A 16,951-nucleotide genomic window follows, 5' to 3' on the forward strand; every position below is an offset into this window, starting at 1 on the left:
ATGGACGTAAGAGAAGAGATAATAAACGCTTTGAAATCGAAAATCTCGAGAAAAATATGGGAAATGTGGTTTAGCACCTTCAGGGTCGAATCTGTAAAGGACGATCTCATAACTTTTAGCGTTGGAAATCTATTCATAAAAGACTGGATAAGCCAGCGATACGCCCGTCAATTTTCGGAATCAATAAAAGAAGCCATCGGGCACGATGTGCCATATCAGATAAAAGACGAAGTTATCGAAGACTCCCAGACAAAGCAGAATATACCTCTTGTTAGAAAAAGGCCCTTGCTTCTTAGCGAATTCAACAAAGAATACACATTCGAGAGTTTTGTAGTCGGTCCATTTAACGAAGAAGGATACGATGGGGCCATAGAAGTCGCAAAAAATCCGGGCAAGATGAACCCATTCTTTCTTTACGGTGGCGTCGGACTTGGTAAGACCCACCTTTTGAACGCAATAGGAAATTATTTGCTTGAAAATGAGCCGGATTTACACGTTATGTACATGACGGCTGAAAAATTCATGAATGATTTAGTCGTATCGATAAAAAACGGGTCTACAATAGAATTCAGGAAGAATTTAAGAGAGAAATTAGACGTTTTGATGATAGACGATATCCAGATACTCGAAGGAAAAGAGGGCATTCAATCTGAACTTTTTCACACTTTAAATCATTTCATAGACAATCAAAGGCAGATAATCCTTTGCAGCGACAGAACGCCCGTCCAACTGTCCCAGTTCCAGCCCCGTCTTGTCTCTCGATTGCAGATGGGTCTTATGGTAAAGATAGACAATCCCGATGTTAAAACGAAATTCGAAATTGCAAAGGCTTTTGCCGCAAGAAATTCAATACCTCTCGATGATCAAATGTTAAAAGAGATAGTGAATGCATCTGACAACATAAGGACTCTCAAGGGCATCATAAACAAAATAGCGTTCAAAAGTTCAAAAAGTGCCGTTGACGAATCTGAAATATCGAAAATAGTAAAAGAGATAGCCGGCGTTCAAATAAAGGATTTTGAAGGTGAAAAGACCGTTGAGAAGGAGATATTCTTCAACGCTCTTTCGATGATCTTCGATATAAGACCGGCAGAAATAGACGCTAAATTGAGAACCGCAAAGTTATCGAATGCAAGGCAAATCGGGATGTTCTTTGCAAGAAAGTACCTTGGCAAGACCTTTGCAGAGATAGGGGAATGGTTTGGGCGGGATCACTCTTCCGTGGTTTACGCCTGTAAAAAGGTTGAAGAATCGGTAAGACTTGACAACGCGATGGTCAAAAAAGTGATATTGCAACTTCAAGAAATCTTGAAAATCAACACAAAAGAATCCGCGATGTGAAATAAGATGCCTCAAAATTACGAACAGGAAGAATACAAATTACCCTTCTGGGACAGTTTAAAACTTTCATTCTGGGTCTTTAAATATATAAAGCCATACTGGAAGATGATGACCCTTTCAATAATCCTGATGATTTTCGTAAGTTTGATAGGACTTCTTCCAACAATTCTCACAAGCAACGCGATAAATCTGTACCTAAATCCTTCCAAATACACATTGTCTAACAATCCATCCTATAACTCAATAGAGATAGATGGAAAATATTTCATCCCCTCTCCACAAGGAGAATATACCGTTCAAAAAGAAGGACAAAATTACATTTTCAAGGGAAATGGCCAAAGTTATGAAATAAGTATATCTGAGTACAACAAAATAAGATTTAACGGAATTACCCTTATCGCCTTTGAGATATTTTTAATATACCTCATCTCATTTGTGCTTTCGTACATTCAAAATTACACCTCTCAAAGCGTTGGGATAAGGGCTGTAAATGACGTAAGAAACTATCTCTTTGTCCACCTCGTAAACCAGCCCATGAAATTTTTCGATTCCAACATAAGTGGCAGACTTGTAACCCGTGTCACCAATGATACACAAAATTTGAACAACATGTTCTCAACGATGATTTCGTCCATCTTTAAAGATGCCGTACTTATAGCCGGCATACTTTACGTTCTGTACATCGTAAACACCAAATTGTTCCTCATCACAATTCCAATTTTTATAGCGGTGGCACTTATAACCTACATCTTTAGGGCCCTTTCAAGAAAGACTTACAGAACTGTAAGGGCAAAACTCGCTGCCATAAATGGCTTTCTTGCAGAACATCTTAGCGGAATGATCGTTACGGTACTTTTCAACAGAGAAAAAGAAAAATCAGAGGAATTTTCGGTCATAAACAACGAATATTACATTGCGGCCATGAAGCAATTGCTCGTTTTTGCAATCTTTAGACCCTTAATAGATTTCTTGAGGTATCTTGGTACGGCACTTGTTATATGGTTTGGCATCCAGTCGATAATTCACGGTCAACTCGAAATCGGTACTCTTTACGCCTTCATAAGTTACATAGGCATGGCCTTTACGCCAATAAACGATCTCGCAGAAAATTTTTCGAATATTCAATCCGCAATGGTTTCAATAGAGAGAATAAGGGCACTTTTGAAACTCCCATCACCGGCCCATCCAAAATCAAACGCGAAGATCAAGGACGGGAAAATAGAGGTAAAAAATCTGTGGTTTGGGTATTCCGAAGATAACATAATACTCAAGGATATCTCATTTACGGTAGAAAATGGAGGCAGGCTGGCAATCGTTGGCCATACAGGCGCTGGAAAATCAACGATCTCATCGATTTTGACGGCCCTTTACCCTTATTCGAAGGGAAGCGTTAAGATCGGAGGTGTAGAGGTAAGAGAGTGCCCAATAGAAGAATTGAGAAGCAAGGTGAATATAGTAATTCAGGAGGTAATGCTCTTTTCTGGAACTGTTCTGGACAACATAACGCTTTTTGACAAAAGGATAACTCGCGAAATGGTTACAGAGGCGATAAAGAATTTGGAGATAGAAAAGTTCATATCATCCCTGCCACACGGTCTTGATACACAGGTTCACGAAGGAGGCACGAACCTTTCGATGGGGCAGAGACAACTCATTTCAATGATAAGGGCCTTTGTCAGACAACCGAAAGTTGTTATAATGGATGAAGCAACAAGCAACGTGGACGTTGAAACGGAAGCGCTCATTCAGAAGGCAAGCGAGAAATTGACTGCCGGAAGGACAACCATAATCATAGCGCACAGGTTATCAACGGTGAGGAACGTTGAAAGGATAATCGTCATAGATGACGGTAAAATAATAGAAGAAGGGAATCACGAGGAATTAATGAAAGAAAATGGACTCTATGCAAAATTATACAAACTTCAAAGTTTCGAAGAGTACAAGGTCTCTTAAATACATTTCATTTGCCGAATTCATAGAAATGCCCATTAAGATCGAAGAGGGCAGGCATATTTTGGAAATAGGATTTGGAAATGGAGAAATGCTCACAAGAATGGCAAGATCGAGGAGATTAGATCACTTCTGGGGCATAGAAAATTCCGAAATATCCTGCATAAAGGCCGCCAAAAGGGCAATAGATTTTGATCTTCAAAATCTTAAGATCTTTCATGGAGACGCCAAATTCTTGCTTCCCGAACTTTTTCCGGATCATTCACTCGATTTGATACTTTCTTTTTATCCTTTGCCATGGCCAAAGCATTCTCAGGAAGGAAAAAGGTTGTTCTCAAAATCCTTTTTCAAAAATGTTCTTGGCCTTCTAAAGGAAGATGGCAAATTCGTTATAGTAACAGACGATAGAGATTACTTCGAATGGATATCCCAAAATTTAAAAGCGCTTGAAGTGCCTTTTTTTGAAAGGCAGATCAAGTCCTTGAAGGCTACAAAATATGGCCGGAAGTGGAACGAATTCGGGAGGGATTCATGGTCTTTGGTTATAAAGAGTATGAATTTCAATACAAAAAGAATGGTGGATGGTAAAATGCCACATGTACATTTAAAGCAGATCGATCTTTCAAAACTCGAAAAGATCTCAAATGAAAAATTCAGCGAAGATGGGGTTGTAGTCCAGTTTAGAGGCCTGTTCAAGGGAAATGATGAATATCTTTTAAAGGCAGTCGGAGTGGATCAAGAATTCGTCCAGACTTACTACATAATAATAAAAAGATCTCAGGATGAATGGCTTGCCCGCTTAGATGAAGGAATAAGGGTCTTTAAAACCCCTGCCGTCAAAAAAAGCATCGATATAATTGGCAGGTACATAACGGGTGATTGAATGAAAAGATTTTACCTTCTCAGACATGGTCAGACCGACTCAAATCTTTCTGGAATAATACAGGGTCAGAGCATAGATGTACCTCTAAATGAGGAAGGCATAGAGAAATCGAAAAAAATCGCAGAATTGCTAAAGGGACATGTGAGTAGAATTGTCTCAAGCGATCTTTTAAGAGCCTACCAGACGGCGAGAATAATAGGAGAAATACTCGGCGTCGAAATTGAGACCGATAAAAGGTTAAGAGAGATGAATTACGGATCGTGGGAAGGCAATTTTCTCGACGAACTCATGAAGACTCCCGAAGGCAAAGTGTGGATGGAAAATCCTTCGAAGTGGAGAATAGAAAATTCTGAAAGTGTTTTAGACGTTCAAAATAGGATAATACAGGCCATAAAAGAATACGTTCAAAAATATGACGATATCCTCTTTGTTTCTCATGGAGTAACTATATCTGCTTTTTTGCTTTACGTCAAAGACCTTCCACTCGATAACGTCAAAGAATACATCCCGAGAAATACCCAACTTTACGAATTCAAATTCGAAAATGACAGGTTTGAAGAAGTAAAAATCGAGGGGACCTAAGTCCCCTCGATTTCTTATTTCAGGTGTATATTCAAGGCGAGTATTTCCGGAGCAACCTGAATAGACCCTACCATGTAGTAAGGATATTGGTCATCCGGGAATCCCGCAAGCGTGCTCGTCTGGTACACGTCCCACATCGGAACTGGCAGAAGCGCAGCAACTGGCAGATCGTCTAACACTATCCTCTCTATCGTGTATATCGCCTGCCTTTGCAATCTCTGGTCAGATGTCGTGTTGAATACCTGCAACGCATCTGTTATCAAAGGATTCGTGTATCTTGAGAAGTTAGAAGATGCCACCTGCCCTATCGGTGCCGTCTGTGTCGGACTGAATGCAAAGTAATATGGAGTGTATGGATTTATCCCAAGGTTAAGCCATGTTATCGACATGTCAAATGTCCCTGTCTGTAAGGACGAATAATACTGACCAAAGGATTGCTGGACCGGGTTAACCTGAAGCCCTATCTCTTTTAATTCCTGCGCTATTATCGCCTCTGCCTGCACCCAGTCTGTCCATCCAGTAACAACGCTCAGTGTGAATGTCGGCAGTACCTTCCCATCCGGACCGGTCAATAGACCCTGCGCGTTCTTCTTAAACCCTATCGATGCCAGCAAATCCTGCGCCGCCTTCGGATTGTACGCAACTAACGAGGATGCCAAAGATGTCAGGGTCGGATCTAACCATGAACGAAGCGGATAGGTTATCAGTGTCGGATTGTTGTACTGTGAGAATTGCGGCCCGTACAGACTTGTCAGTATGAAGTTCCTGTTTATCGCCATCGAGATCGCTTTCCTGAAGTCCGGTATGTTGAATGGGTATTTCGCATCGTTGAATATCAAATGATTGTTCCCGAGTATCGGCCACCATATCTTGTTGTTAGACGGGTCTTTCGAGATGTAAGTCTGTTCAACTCCGGGTATGTAGAGGTTTGACATGTCATATTCGTGTTTTATGAGCGCGAGTGTGCATGTATCGTTCGAGTTGACGGATGTAACTACCACACTGTCGAGATATGGCCTGCCGGTCATCCAGTAATTCGGATTCTTCACGTACGTAACTGTGTTCGCAGGCTGGTCAAAACTCTTGAAGAGGAATGGACCGGTACCGACTGGATTCGGGTTTGTGTATTTGGCAGGATCTGAAATATTTGCCCATATATGCTCGGGTATTATTGGCTCTCCAACCAAATACTGGAAGAGCGCCATGTTGGGTTGTGAAAGTTTGAAGATGACTGTATCTCCACTCGCCGTTACACTGACAAGATCATTCGCAGATGACCATATACCGTTAAGGTCTATACTCGGATTGGCCTTTAGATAATTGAATGTGAAGACCACATCCTGTGGTGTAAATGGAACTCCGTCTGACCATTTGACACCCTGGCGGATTGTGACATCCAATTCTGTGTTGTTGTCTGTCCATTTGTATGATGTGCCGAGCATGTTAGTAACGTCACCTGTAAGGTTTATGAAAAAGAGTGATTCGTAGATGAAGGATGTCGGAAGTGTCGAGTTGTTTCCCATGAATGGGTTAAGGCTATACTGGAGAGGACCGTTTGGAAGGATTATCTTAAGAGTTCCCCCGTATTTGACGTTACTTCCCCAGTTGACGATTGCCGGTCCGTACTGAGTTAGGTACGGATATGAAACGTCTGCAAATCCGATGCTCATTATGCCTATTAAGGCTATGAGCAGGACAAAAAACTTAACTTTACCCATGTGACTCCCTCCTTTGATTTATTAACTTTGAGCCTGGTAAATTTTTATCGATTTTATGTACATCTTCTGCGGGAAGACGGTCGAATTGTCGGGATTTCCGGGCCAATTTCCGCCCACCGCAAGGTTGATTATCAAAAAGAATGGATGATCGTATACCCAATCTTGAGAGCCGTAATGCGATTCAACGTAAGATTTGGTAAGGAAGAAGTATAGATGATCGTCCACGTACCAGCCCATCGCATCTTTGTTCCATATGAATGTGAATGTGTGGTATGTGTCCGAAAAAGTCCCGGATGGAAGTGTATAACTCTGCCCAATTCCAACTCCTCCAGAAATTGGGCCATGTGCTGTACCGTAAACCTTTGCGGGGTTATTTCCAAGCATTTCCATAATGTCTATCTCTCCGCAGGAAGGCCAGCCCACCTTATTTATATTGTCTCCTAACATCCAGAAAGCAGGCCATATTCCCTGTCCTTCGGGAAGTTTGGCAACTATGACAACCTTACCGTATTCAAAAGAGAACTTTCCCATGGTGTTAATCCTTGCAGAAGTGTAATCGTACGTCCCATACTGGTCGGAGACCTTTTCTTTGTCAGCCTCGATCACGAGATTTCCATTCTCAACGTATGCGTTATGATTCGTGTAATACTCAAGTTCGTTATTTCCCCATCCCTTTATTCCCTGTGTCTCGCCATTGCCAATGTCAAAATTCCATATATTCGTGTTGAGAGAGGTTGCAGAAGAAAAATCTTCATCGAATATCAAATTCCATCCCTTTACGTCTGTCAGGACTGAAGTTGAAACCTGAGTTTCCTCCTTTGATTCCATCTGTCCCACCTGCTCTAAAGAAACATCTTTTATCCATATCGTTCCGGTCGCAAGGCCAAGTTCAAATTCAAAACGCGCATGTTCATCTGTGTCTCTGTACATCGTAAAAGTGCCTTCATAAGTTTGCCATTCATTTCCAAGTTTAAAGGTCATCCCTCCAGCCATGCCATTCCCGGGATTGTAAGCGGGCCATCCCAAAGCAGCCGTTCCACCAATTTTTACCTCCACACTTCTTGGAATAGAGGATTTCGCGGTGAAACTGAATTTGTAAATATATCCATGATCGAGAGTAATTGGCGATTGAAGTAATTGTTCGGCCCAACTGTTAGAGCCAGCACTGTAAAGAGTCGCCTCGAAATATCCATTTCCACTCGTGGCAGTCCCACCACCAGTGGCGTTAACAAGAAAAGACCAGTTGTGATTTGTGAATATATTTCCATCCGGAGGAATGGAAGATGGCGTGTAAAGAGGCTGGGTAAAATTTCCGTTGCCGATCATATTTTGACCAAACGCTGCAAAACCTAAAAAAACGACGAGAATCAGCATAAAAAAGTATTTTCTCACACAATCACCCCTTTATCTGTCTTACGGATTCCCTTTCAATTATTTTATAAGGCACTATTATCTCGCGATTTCTCCTGTTGGACGTCGAATAAAGCCTTTCTATCATCAAAGATGCAGCCGTAATTCCAAGTTTTTCCTTTTGCTGGTCAACGGTCGTTAGCCTTGGAAATGTGTAACTTGAAATAAAAGAATTGTCAAAGCCCATTATCGAAATATCTTCTGGCACCCTTAAACTATTTTCTATTGTCGCATTTATTCCGCCAAATGCCATTAAATCGTTGAAAGCAAAGATGGCCGTTATCTTTTTTTCGGATCTTAAAAAATGCTTGACCACGTCGTATCCAGAATGAGGTGTAAAATCTCCATCTTTTATAAAGAATTTCGCGTCCGGATGTCTCTGGGCGAATAACTCCACGCCGTTTAACCTATCAATAGAAGATTGAATCTTTCTTCCACCCGTTATGATCAAAAAATCTCTATGACCCTTGCCGTAGAGATAACTGAGAGCGGTAAAGGCCGCCCTTTTATTGTCGATGGTAATGCTGTCAACGTTTATGTCTCCACCTATGTCATTTCTCCAATCAAGAGCGATTATCGGTATTGTAAGGGTCGAAAACATCTCAATCGTTTTGAAATCGGGCGTGCAAAGGATAACTCCATCTATTCTTCTTGTAAAGGCAAAGTCGAAGACTATTTCTTTTATGCTATCAAGGTTGTGGGTAACATTTATCATCACTTCAACATTTCTTTGATTCGCGTAAATGGAAAGGGCATCAACGATTTCGCCGTAGAATTCAAGGTTAAGGTTTGGAACAACCACGCTTATGCTAAATAAAGTCTGAGTTTTTAAGTTTCTGGCAAATCTCGATGGTTTGTATTTTAAAATCTTTATTGCCTTCTCGACTTTTTTCTTCGTTTCATTTGAAACATAGGAAGAAGAATTCAAATACCTTGAAACAGTCGCAGGCGATACACCTGCCATCTTACTTACGTCTAAAATCGTTGGCTGTTTTTTTATTTCGCTTTCCATCTTTCGCTCCCAACTCAAATGATGGCTTTAACATTACTTTTTTATTAATTATAATATGAAACTAATTTCATAACAAATCCAAAATCAGTCAAAATCGAGAAAGTTAAAGACAAAAGTCTCTTACTTTTCATCTCTCACTTTTTGCTCCGCTCGCTACCAGCCACGCGCTACGTGAAAGCCTTCCCGATCGATAATTCCTTTGGCACACGAATCCTTGATTTTTAACGCTGAATGTGTTATTATATTTTATGGTGGAGGAGTTCACCATAAATGCTCGAAAGCCAATGACTCCTAAATGGGAGTCATTTTTATTTGGAGGGGACAAAATGGATATCGTTGATCTCAAAAATCGTGTTGTTGAGAATATATCAAAGGTTATCTTTGGGAAGTCAGATTCAATTGAAAAACTTTTGATATCCTTTATGATAGGAGGACACGTGCTTCTCGAAGATGTGCCCGGGACAGGTAAAACGGTCCTTGCGAGGGCCTTTGCGATCTCTTTGGGACTGAATTTTACACGTGTCCAGTTCACTCCAGACCTTTTGCCAACTGATCTGACCGGTCTTTCAATTTACGATAGAGAAAAAGGGGATTTTGTCTTCAAACCGGGCCCGATCTTTACGGACATACTTCTCGCTGACGAGATAAACAGGGCAACGCCAAGGACACAGTCCGCGCTTTTGGAAGCAATGGCCGAAAATCAGGTTACAATAGACGGAGTTACACACAAATTGAGCGATAATTTTTTCGTAATGGCAACACAAAATCCAATAGAATACGAAGGCACCTTTCCCCTTCCAGAGGCACAACTCGATAGATTTGCCTTCATGATGAAGATAGGGTATCCAGACAAAAATGGAGAGATGGAAATGTTAACATCCCAGATGGATCATCATCCCATAAAAGACGTTAAACCCGTTTTGAACAAAGATGAAGTTTATTTCTTAAGGAATGCGATAAAGAATGTCTACGTAGATGACACCATCAAGGACTACATAATCTCGATCGTCTCGCATACTCGTTTCAACAAAGAACTTTACTTAGGCGCAAGTCCAAGAGCCTCGATCAATCTCATGAAAGGATCGATGGCTTACGCTCTTTTGAAAGGAAGAAATTACGTTGTACCAGATGACGTAAAGGCTTTAATGAGGGAGGTGCTTTATCACAGGCTTATCCTGACCTCGGAGGCGAGAGTGAGAATGAGACATGTCGATGATGTCCTCGAAGAAATAAAAGAAGAAGTTCCTGTTCCTGTGATAAAAAAAGATGAGGTATAGCGTATCTTCGCTTGTTGTTTTCACCATTTTAACTATAATTCTTGCTTTCATCGCTTTGGGACCTTTCTTCTTCTTTCTTTTAACTGTAGATATTTTTTTCTGGATATATTTCTTTTTTGTAAGAAAAGCGGTCAAATCCCTCGAGGTAAGATCGACTGTTTTTCCATCGAGAGTCTTCACGGACGATGAGGTAAAATGCGAAACAAAAATAAAAAATATGTCCAATGTTCCGCTTTTAATCGAAATTAACGATCTCTCCTCGGATGGCTATCTCGTTTTTGGAAATAAAGAGATGTCCGGCCTTCTTGAAAATGAAATTATGACACTTTCTTACACCATGAAATTCAGAACGCGCGGAGAACATTCTTTTAACGATATAAAAATACATGTCAACGGTTTTCTCAAGTTGTTCTCGATAGATAGAAACGTCTCTTTGGAAAGAAAAATACTCGTATTTCCCCAGATACTTCCGATTGAAAAGATGAATATGCAGCTTATAGACCCGGTCTCTGGCAGAAAGACTGACTTCAAAATTCTCGAAGATTCATCACGAATCGTCGGAGTAAGAGAGTATTACAACGAACCATTTCAAAAGATTCACTGGAAGGCGAGTGCCCATACGGGAGAATTGATGGTAAAGGAATACGAATACACCGGATCTTCAAGGGTAATTATGTACGTTGATTACAATCTGCCAGAGGGGATATACGCAAGAAACGTGTGGGCTCACATAAGAAAGGATTATGAAGAATACGCATCCATGGCCGCATCTGGATTCGTGAAATATTTTTACGATAGAGGCATTCCGGTGAATTTGAAGGTCATGGCCGACAAAGTTTACACGGTAAAGGACAAAGATTATATTCCTTACTTAGAAGTTCTCGCGCGTGCAAGAGGCATAGACGATCCTTCCGAATCCCTTTTGCTTCAAAATAATATAACATCCGACATCTTTTCGATGTCAAGAACGTCCACGATAATAATTATATCGATATACCTTACAGACGAGATTATACCCAAATTACTCATGGCAAGGTCTCGAGTTGCACAGTTAAATGTTTTTGTGATCCCATACGGATTTAGGATGCCTTACGAGAAAAAGTACGACACTTATTCAGTTCTGCCTTCGGAGATAAAAAGGCTAAAGGATAGAAGTGCCGTATTGATCGAAAATAACGTTATGATCCACGTCTTGCTGGATAACGAATCCTTTGACGAGGCGATAAAGAGATATGAAAAAACGATGGACACTTTTTAACGTATCCTGGCTTATTGCCTTTGTAATACTTCTGAGTTATCTTATGGGAATCGCCTTGATAGGATTCGCCTTCTTGATCGTGGCAGGAGTCTTTTTGTGGCTTTTGTACAGATCAAAATCTGAAGCGCCATGGGTTGTGTGGATCATTCCATACTTTTTTTCAATCATAATCTTTTTATGGTTTTTCAATGGTGGAAATTTTCTCAACTTCGTCTTTCATAACTTCTATCTCTTGCTAAAAGACTGGTTTTCATATCCATTTCCACCGTCCGGATCTACGATAATCTTGGCTATAGTGTCTTACTTTGTGGTTTATCTTGTGTCTGCCAACATAAGAAAGAAATTTAACTCTTCCATTGTTCTTGCCATAACGGCCGCAACAATTGGCATAGTAGCCCAATTTATAAATCCATTTGTAACTTTGGGAATGGCGACTTTATTTCTCTTTTCCATCGTGCTTAACTCGCTATATGATGGGATAATTCACAGGTCGACACTTAAAATGGTAGGAATAATTCTGATCGCATTTTTAGCGATATTTTTTGTAACTTTGACGGTAAGGCCGATCTCACCTTTACAAAACGTATTCACATTTTCACCGTCTACCCCTACCACAGTTCACGCATCTCCATCAAGAGTTATAGTGCATATGCAAAGTGTCCCGGTCTCTCCTCAACCGGCCAAGAATATCTCTTCAACTTTTTATATGGAATGGGTTTACAACATTTTACTTTACACAGTTGGTATTTTTTCAATAGCCTCAAGTGCTATTTTTATTTATTTTTTCATAAAGTACAGAGAGACAAGAAAGAAAAACATAAAAGGTCTCATTACCGTAATATGGATGATCGTATCAATCCTTTTTATTTTCGTATTGGTACTTTATTTTATAGGAATTCCGAAACATTCCGTGACTCCACCTTTAGAAATGCATGAGCATGAACAAGGCATAACCTATCTTGCGTCAATCTCAAACGCTACACCTGTAAAAGTTACGAATTACTCTATCCCTCCCTTTTTCTTTCTGGTGATCCTCTTTATAGTTGGAGCCGTTGTGGTTATGATAATCTACAACGTATTCAAATACGGAATTCCAATCGAAAGGGCAGGAGAAAAAGAGGAATCTGAAGGAAAACAGGATTTTGAATTCAAAAAGGAGGATTTGAACTTCTCGGGTCCTCCAGACAAGACAGTTTTGTTCTATTACAACGTCTTAAGAAAAAAAATAGGGGATCCATCGCTGACCCCTTATGAATTCGCAGATTATCTAAGTAAATACGTTGAAAAAAGCACATCAGAAAAGATGACAGAAATCTTTGTAAAGTTAAGATACGCGCGTAAAAAGATCACAGAGGAAGAATCTCAATTTTTCAAAGAAACGGTTACGAGTATACTCAAACTTTGATCAAATCATCTTCGATCAAAGTTTGAGTATATCTGGTCTTTTGTAGATTCTCCCGTCGATATTTACCTCTTTGTAAGGCCAATTACTTTTTGGATAAAAACTCAAAAGTTTCATTCCATTTTCGAGTTTCACGTATGTGTCTTCTAATTTGGTGCCCGTTATGGTTGGATTCCATGCAAAGACCATTCCATTTGTTATCTCGAATGGCATATGAGGAGTGGCAACAAGTTCGCGAGTTTTATATCCCGCTATTCCTCCTTGATGGTGTAATTTCCATTCGTCAGGATAACCGTAAGAGGCATAACTTTTCTCTATCTCAAAGAAGATATGCCCCATCGAGTTCATCCTGTAAGTTGCATCGAGTATGTTTGCCTCGACTTCCATGTTTTTTAGGTACTGATTTTCGAATTGAGGATCCTTACCAAATTCGACTGTTCTCGTCGAAGAGATCACAAGGCCGTATTTTTTGGCACATATAGAGGCAAAGCACCTTTTCCCGATCTTTACCTCGCGCGGAAGGTTATGCCTGTATTTTGTTCTGCTCTCATCACCAAAAACAAGGACAAGAAGAGAATCGAGACCATGGGCCGCGACTTCATTCTCGATGATGCCCTTTGCCTGAATTTCGGTCATTTCAGGCTTTATCTCAAGCATTGCCTTTTCGAGGGCAATCGCACTTCTCTCTCCAACTTCGCCGTATCTTTGAATCTCGTACTCGCTGAGTTTGATCCTCGAATTGAATAGGAAATTCGCGAATTGAGGATCTTCTTCGTAAAGGATATTCTGATCGTCGACAATTTTTTTGATACTTTCCCTTGGATCTGTAAACCAGTCGAATTCAACGATCTTGAAATTCGATGGCAATTCCTCATTTTTCATTCTCGTTGTTTCTATGTTTTTTGTCAAGATGTAAGATTCGTCAGTAGTTATGAGTGCCCAAGCCGCACCAACGGAATCCGTAAGAGCGACGTAAGATCGAGCGCCAGAGGTTATCCACGCGAAATTTTCTATTAAGGATAAGACCGCGCCTTTCTTATTTCTCTCTTTGATGTAAGTTTTAACATTTTCTATTTTTCTTGCAACGTCTTCTTCCCTTGTCAATTTTTATCCCTGCCTTTATCTGTCAATTTTAAAAATAATCTGTCAAAATCACCTTTAGAAGAGTTTATCGACTTTAGAGATAGATTCGATTGCGCTATCATATTTATTATCATGTCGAGTTCTTGGGTTGTCGTGTAATTAAATACCACCTTTTGTCCTATTTTTTGTGCCTTTAATCCATTTTTCGAAAAGAGATCGTCTTGAAGATGATCCTCCACCTCTATCGTCAAAGTTTTTTCGGTAAGATTTTTAGAAAGGTCTTCCAACGTACCGAAAGCGACGAGATTACCGAAGTTAAGAATCGCAACTTTGTTTGCCATCTCTTCGACTTCTTTGAGAATATGGGTTGTAAAAATCACCGTCTTTCCCCTGCCATTAACCTCTTTCAAAAGATTCTTGATGGCCAGAGCACTCTTGATATCTAAAGATGCGGTAGGCTCATCCAAAAGAATCACGTCAGGATCATTCATAAAAGCGCGCGCTATGTTAACTCTCTGCTTCATTCCGAAAGAAAATTCCTTTATCTTTTTATTTCTCCAATCCCACATTTCAACGCTTTTTAGGAATCTTTCGGCCCTTTCAAAAAGCACTTTTCTTGGAAGATGATACAACCCACCAAAGAAGATCATATTCTCCCACGCACTTAACTTGTCGTAAAGCAGGAAATTTTCTGGGACTATTCCTATTTTTTCTCTAACCTTTTTCGAATCCTTTTCTATATCGTACCCGCAAATCTCTACCTTTCCGCTGTAACCTTTCAGAAGTGTCGAAATTATCTTCATGAGTGTGGACTTCCCTGCCCCGTTAGGACCGAGAATGGCAAGGAAATCACCGATTTTAATTTCAAACGAAACATCCTGCAACGATTGAAAATTACCGTATTTTTTAGATAAACCTTTAACCTCTATGCAATTCAAAAAAATCACAAACCTTTCAATTTAAAATCTTCTAAATTATACCAAACAAAGTTCAAAGTTCGAATCATGGAATATGCCTTATAACGTTTAAAATGTAATCGACGACTCTTTTGAATGCTTTCGAACTCTCCCTCATCAAAGACTCGTAGGCTATCTCAAAGAAAAAGGTGAAATAAATAGCACCTATGCTAAAAATCGTGGAAAACGATAAACCGTAAACTGAAAAGACAACCACGCTTCCAAAGATCAAGATTAAAGAGGATGGAACGTTAACTCTGCCACGAGAACTTATCTCGAATTTTTCAATGACATTGTGAATAAATTTCAAGAACAATTCTACAATTAAGGCAGAAAATCCAAAGGCAAGTATTACCCAAAAGTCTTTCAAAAAAGATGGAATCGAAAATCCAACCATCCATGAAAATTTAGAAAGGATAAGAATTAACGAAGAAAAAATTGGAATTGAAGAAACGGCAAGTGGATAATCGTAAAATCTTATCAACAAAGACAGAGAAAGCGGTACCATGAATAAAATGAAAAAAAGCGATCCGCCTATATCGTTAAAAGTGAATATGAAAACAGAGGAAACGATACTTACCTTTACCCATTCAGACAAAGATCTCCGCCCGGCGTAAAAGAGCGGTATGAGACTTAAATAACTTATCGCCGTACCGATTCCAGTGATAAGTTGCATGGTATAGATCAAAGATGTCAGGCCGCCAAGTATAGCGCTTTCTGATATTTCAAGAATTCTATCAGGCTCGCTTTTAATCACACGACCACCTCCTCTTTAAAGCATGATCGGTGATGCATGACATTATCATATATATTATACATCTTCGAGCAACTGATAAAATAAATTCCGGCACCTGCCGGAATTTATTCGTATCTTAAGGCTTCGACAGGACTCTTCTTTGAGGCAAGATATGCCGGATATAAACCGAAGAAAAGGCCTATTGCCACAGAGACTCCAAAGGATAAAACTATACTTGGCCAAGTTATGATAACCGTTAGTCCAAGTCCGGATGCAAGATATGTTACAATCGCCGCTATCAAGAAACTAAGACCAACTCCTATGGCACCGGCAACTATCGTTATGAACATGCTTTCGACCAAGAATTCAACCATTATTCTTCTTCTTGTCGCCCCCATTGCCATCTTTACTCCTATCTCCTTTGTCCTTTCGGTAACGGAGACAAGCATTATGTTCATTATTCCTATGCCTCCGACTACCATTGATATTGCGGCTATGGATGCGAGTAACAAAGTCAGCACATCTGTCGTTTGACTTACGGTGGAAAGAATTTGATTCTGACTTATAACCCTGTACTGATTGGTATTTTGCAGTCTCATGTAAAGTATATTGTTTATCTCATCGACGGCATTAAGGGCAGTTTGGGCCGATTTTGCAGAAGCGATGATTTGAGAGACACCACCATTGAGTTGGATCAATTTTGCCGCGGCAGTGGTGTATGGAATGATGAGCATGTTATCCGGGTTGAATGTGAGTTTGCTTCCCGTTTGCTGGAGTTCTCCGACTATTGTCAAAGGCACCTGAAAACTTCCAGTCGATACGTAAACGGTTTGACCGACAGGATCCTCATTTCCAAAGAGAGTTGTTGCGATCGTGTTTCCTATAACGGCGACATTGGCATCGCTGTTCTCATCATTTTGATTCAAAAGTCTTCCACTCTGGAGTGGCAAATCCAAAATCGAGAAGGTGTCAGGATAGGCTCCCACAACTGTGACAACGGTATTTGTGGCCTGATATATGACGTTAAAACTTTTTTGAAGAATTGGAGTAACGTCTGCGACGTCAGGGGCCATCTGCTGGATATTTTGAACGTCCGTCTCCTGAAGAACACTTGTCAGGGCTACGGCCGCCCTTCCGCCAAATCCTCCCGTGAATCCCGGGGTTATTATTATAACGTTGGATCCTAAAGAAGAAATCCTTGCCGTTACATTTGCCGTTGTTCCGGCTCCTATAGCGATGGCGACTATCACGGCTATTACTCCTATCACTATTCCAAGCATCGAAAGGAAGGTCCTTAACTTGTCTTTTCCAAGAGATCTGAATGCCTCAAGCAAAATTTCCAT

The 16,951-nt window shown here is 40.3% G+C and carries 14 protein-coding genes; 7 read left to right on the forward strand and 7 right to left on the reverse strand.

The features are described from left to right. Genes dnaA through ATHSA_RS00020 form a run of 4 tightly spaced genes read left to right on the forward strand, consistent with a single transcriptional unit; the run spans position 1 to position 4,756 of the window. Positions 1-1,341 carry a chromosomal replication initiator protein DnaA gene (dnaA, locus tag ATHSA_RS00005; RefSeq protein ID WP_179956269.1) on the forward strand — a complete coding sequence of 447 codons (1,341 nt, stop codon included), beginning with the start codon at positions 1-3 and terminating at the stop codon, positions 1,339-1,341. A 6-nt stretch (positions 1,342-1,347) separates the two neighbouring features. After that, positions 1,348-3,294, forward strand: coding sequence for an ABC transporter ATP-binding protein (locus ATHSA_RS00010; RefSeq protein ID WP_161847149.1), 1,947 nt, complete (start codon positions 1,348-1,350; stop codon positions 3,292-3,294). Next, entirely contained in the window at positions 3,236-4,174 is a 939-nt protein-coding gene (gene trmB, locus ATHSA_RS00015; protein WP_232060090.1) for a tRNA (guanine(46)-N(7))-methyltransferase TrmB, read from the forward strand. The genes ATHSA_RS00010 and trmB overlap by 59 nt, the downstream gene beginning before the upstream one ends. Next, entirely contained in the window at positions 4,175-4,756 is a 582-nt protein-coding gene (locus ATHSA_RS00020; protein WP_161847151.1) for a histidine phosphatase family protein, read from the forward strand. Between the two features lie 14 nt (positions 4,757-4,770). Here ATHSA_RS00020 and ATHSA_RS00025 read toward each other — a convergent pair whose 3' ends face one another. From ATHSA_RS00025 to ATHSA_RS00035, 3 genes are read right to left on the reverse strand one after another with little or no spacing between them, the layout of a single operon-like run. After that, the gene (locus ATHSA_RS00025) at positions 4,771-6,474 is read right to left on the reverse strand and encodes an ABC transporter substrate-binding protein (RefSeq protein WP_161847152.1); all 1,704 of its coding nucleotides are present in this window, start codon (positions 6,472-6,474) and stop codon (positions 4,771-4,773) included. A 21-nt stretch (positions 6,475-6,495) separates the two neighbouring features. Then, a complete protein-coding gene (locus ATHSA_RS00030; RefSeq protein WP_161847153.1) occupies positions 6,496-7,866 on the reverse strand; it encodes a family 16 glycosylhydrolase in 1,371 nt (456 codons plus the stop codon). Positions 7,867-7,870: 4 nt separating this feature from the next. Continuing rightward, on the reverse strand, positions 7,871-8,896 hold the full coding sequence (locus ATHSA_RS00035; protein WP_161847154.1) for a LacI family DNA-binding transcriptional regulator: 1,026 nt from the start codon (positions 8,894-8,896) through the stop codon (positions 7,871-7,873). A 326-nt stretch (positions 8,897-9,222) separates the two neighbouring features. On the opposite strand from ATHSA_RS00035, the gene ATHSA_RS00040 reads away from it, so the two are divergent. Genes ATHSA_RS00040 through ATHSA_RS00050 form a run of 3 tightly spaced genes read left to right on the forward strand, consistent with a single transcriptional unit; the run spans position 9,223 to position 12,836 of the window. Further along, positions 9,223-10,173 carry an AAA family ATPase gene (locus ATHSA_RS00040; RefSeq protein ID WP_161847155.1) on the forward strand — a complete coding sequence of 317 codons (951 nt, stop codon included), beginning with the start codon at positions 9,223-9,225 and terminating at the stop codon, positions 10,171-10,173. After that, a complete protein-coding gene (locus ATHSA_RS00045; protein WP_161847156.1) occupies positions 10,163-11,431 on the forward strand; it encodes a DUF58 domain-containing protein in 1,269 nt (422 codons plus the stop codon). Before ATHSA_RS00040 ends, ATHSA_RS00045 begins: the two co-directional genes overlap by 11 nt. Next, on the forward strand, positions 11,406-12,836 hold the full coding sequence (locus tag ATHSA_RS00050; protein WP_161847157.1) for a hypothetical protein: 1,431 nt from the start codon (positions 11,406-11,408) through the stop codon (positions 12,834-12,836). Before ATHSA_RS00045 ends, ATHSA_RS00050 begins: the two co-directional genes overlap by 26 nt. Before the next feature lie 15 nt (positions 12,837-12,851). Here ATHSA_RS00050 and ATHSA_RS00055 read toward each other — a convergent pair whose 3' ends face one another. The 4 genes from ATHSA_RS00055 to ATHSA_RS00070 form a co-directional block, all read right to left on the reverse strand. After that, positions 12,852-13,937 (reverse strand): M24 family metallopeptidase, encoded by a 1,086-nt coding sequence (locus ATHSA_RS00055; protein WP_161847158.1) that lies wholly within the window; start codon positions 13,935-13,937, stop codon positions 12,852-12,854. Next, positions 13,934-14,863, reverse strand: a complete 930-nt coding sequence (locus ATHSA_RS00060) for an ABC transporter ATP-binding protein (RefSeq protein ID WP_232060091.1) — start codon at positions 14,861-14,863, stop codon at positions 13,934-13,936. Before ATHSA_RS00060 ends, ATHSA_RS00055 begins: the two co-directional genes overlap by 4 nt. Before the next feature lie 55 nt (positions 14,864-14,918). Further along, a complete protein-coding gene (locus ATHSA_RS00065) occupies positions 14,919-15,629 on the reverse strand; it encodes a hypothetical protein (RefSeq protein WP_161847160.1) in 711 nt (236 codons plus the stop codon). 104 nt (positions 15,630-15,733) lie between these two features. Next, a complete protein-coding gene (locus ATHSA_RS00070; protein ID WP_161847161.1) occupies positions 15,734-16,951 on the reverse strand; it encodes an ABC transporter permease in 1,218 nt (405 codons plus the stop codon).

The organism is Athalassotoga saccharophila (assembly GCF_009936215.1).
GTDB classification, from domain to species: Bacteria; Thermotogota; Thermotogae; order Mesoaciditogales; family Mesoaciditogaceae; genus Athalassotoga; species Athalassotoga saccharophila.

Coding starts and splice junctions, on each gene's coding strand:
- dnaA (WP_179956269.1), top strand. CDS start 1: ATGGACGTAAGAGAAGAGATAATAAACGCTTTGAAATCGAAAATCTCG.
- ATHSA_RS00010 (WP_161847149.1), top strand. CDS start 1,348: ATGCCTCAAAATTACGAACAGGAAGAATACAAATTACCCTTCTGGGAC.
- ATHSA_RS00050 (WP_161847157.1), top strand. CDS start 11,406: ATGAAAAAACGATGGACACTTTTTAACGTATCCTGGCTTATTGCCTTT.
- ATHSA_RS00040 (WP_161847155.1), top strand. CDS start 9,223: ATGGATATCGTTGATCTCAAAAATCGTGTTGTTGAGAATATATCAAAG.
- ATHSA_RS00035 (WP_161847154.1), bottom strand. CDS start 8,896: ATGGAAAGCGAAATAAAAAAACAGCCAACGATTTTAGACGTAAGTAAG.
- trmB (WP_232060090.1), top strand. CDS start 3,236: ATGGACTCTATGCAAAATTATACAAACTTCAAAGTTTCGAAGAGTACA.
- ATHSA_RS00070 (WP_161847161.1), bottom strand. CDS start 16,951: ATGGAAATTTTGCTTGAGGCATTCAGATCTCTTGGAAAAGACAAGTTA.
- ATHSA_RS00020 (WP_161847151.1), top strand. CDS start 4,175: ATGAAAAGATTTTACCTTCTCAGACATGGTCAGACCGACTCAAATCTT.
- ATHSA_RS00045 (WP_161847156.1), top strand. CDS start 10,163: ATGAGGTATAGCGTATCTTCGCTTGTTGTTTTCACCATTTTAACTATA.
- ATHSA_RS00025 (WP_161847152.1), bottom strand. CDS start 6,474: ATGGGTAAAGTTAAGTTTTTTGTCCTGCTCATAGCCTTAATAGGCATA.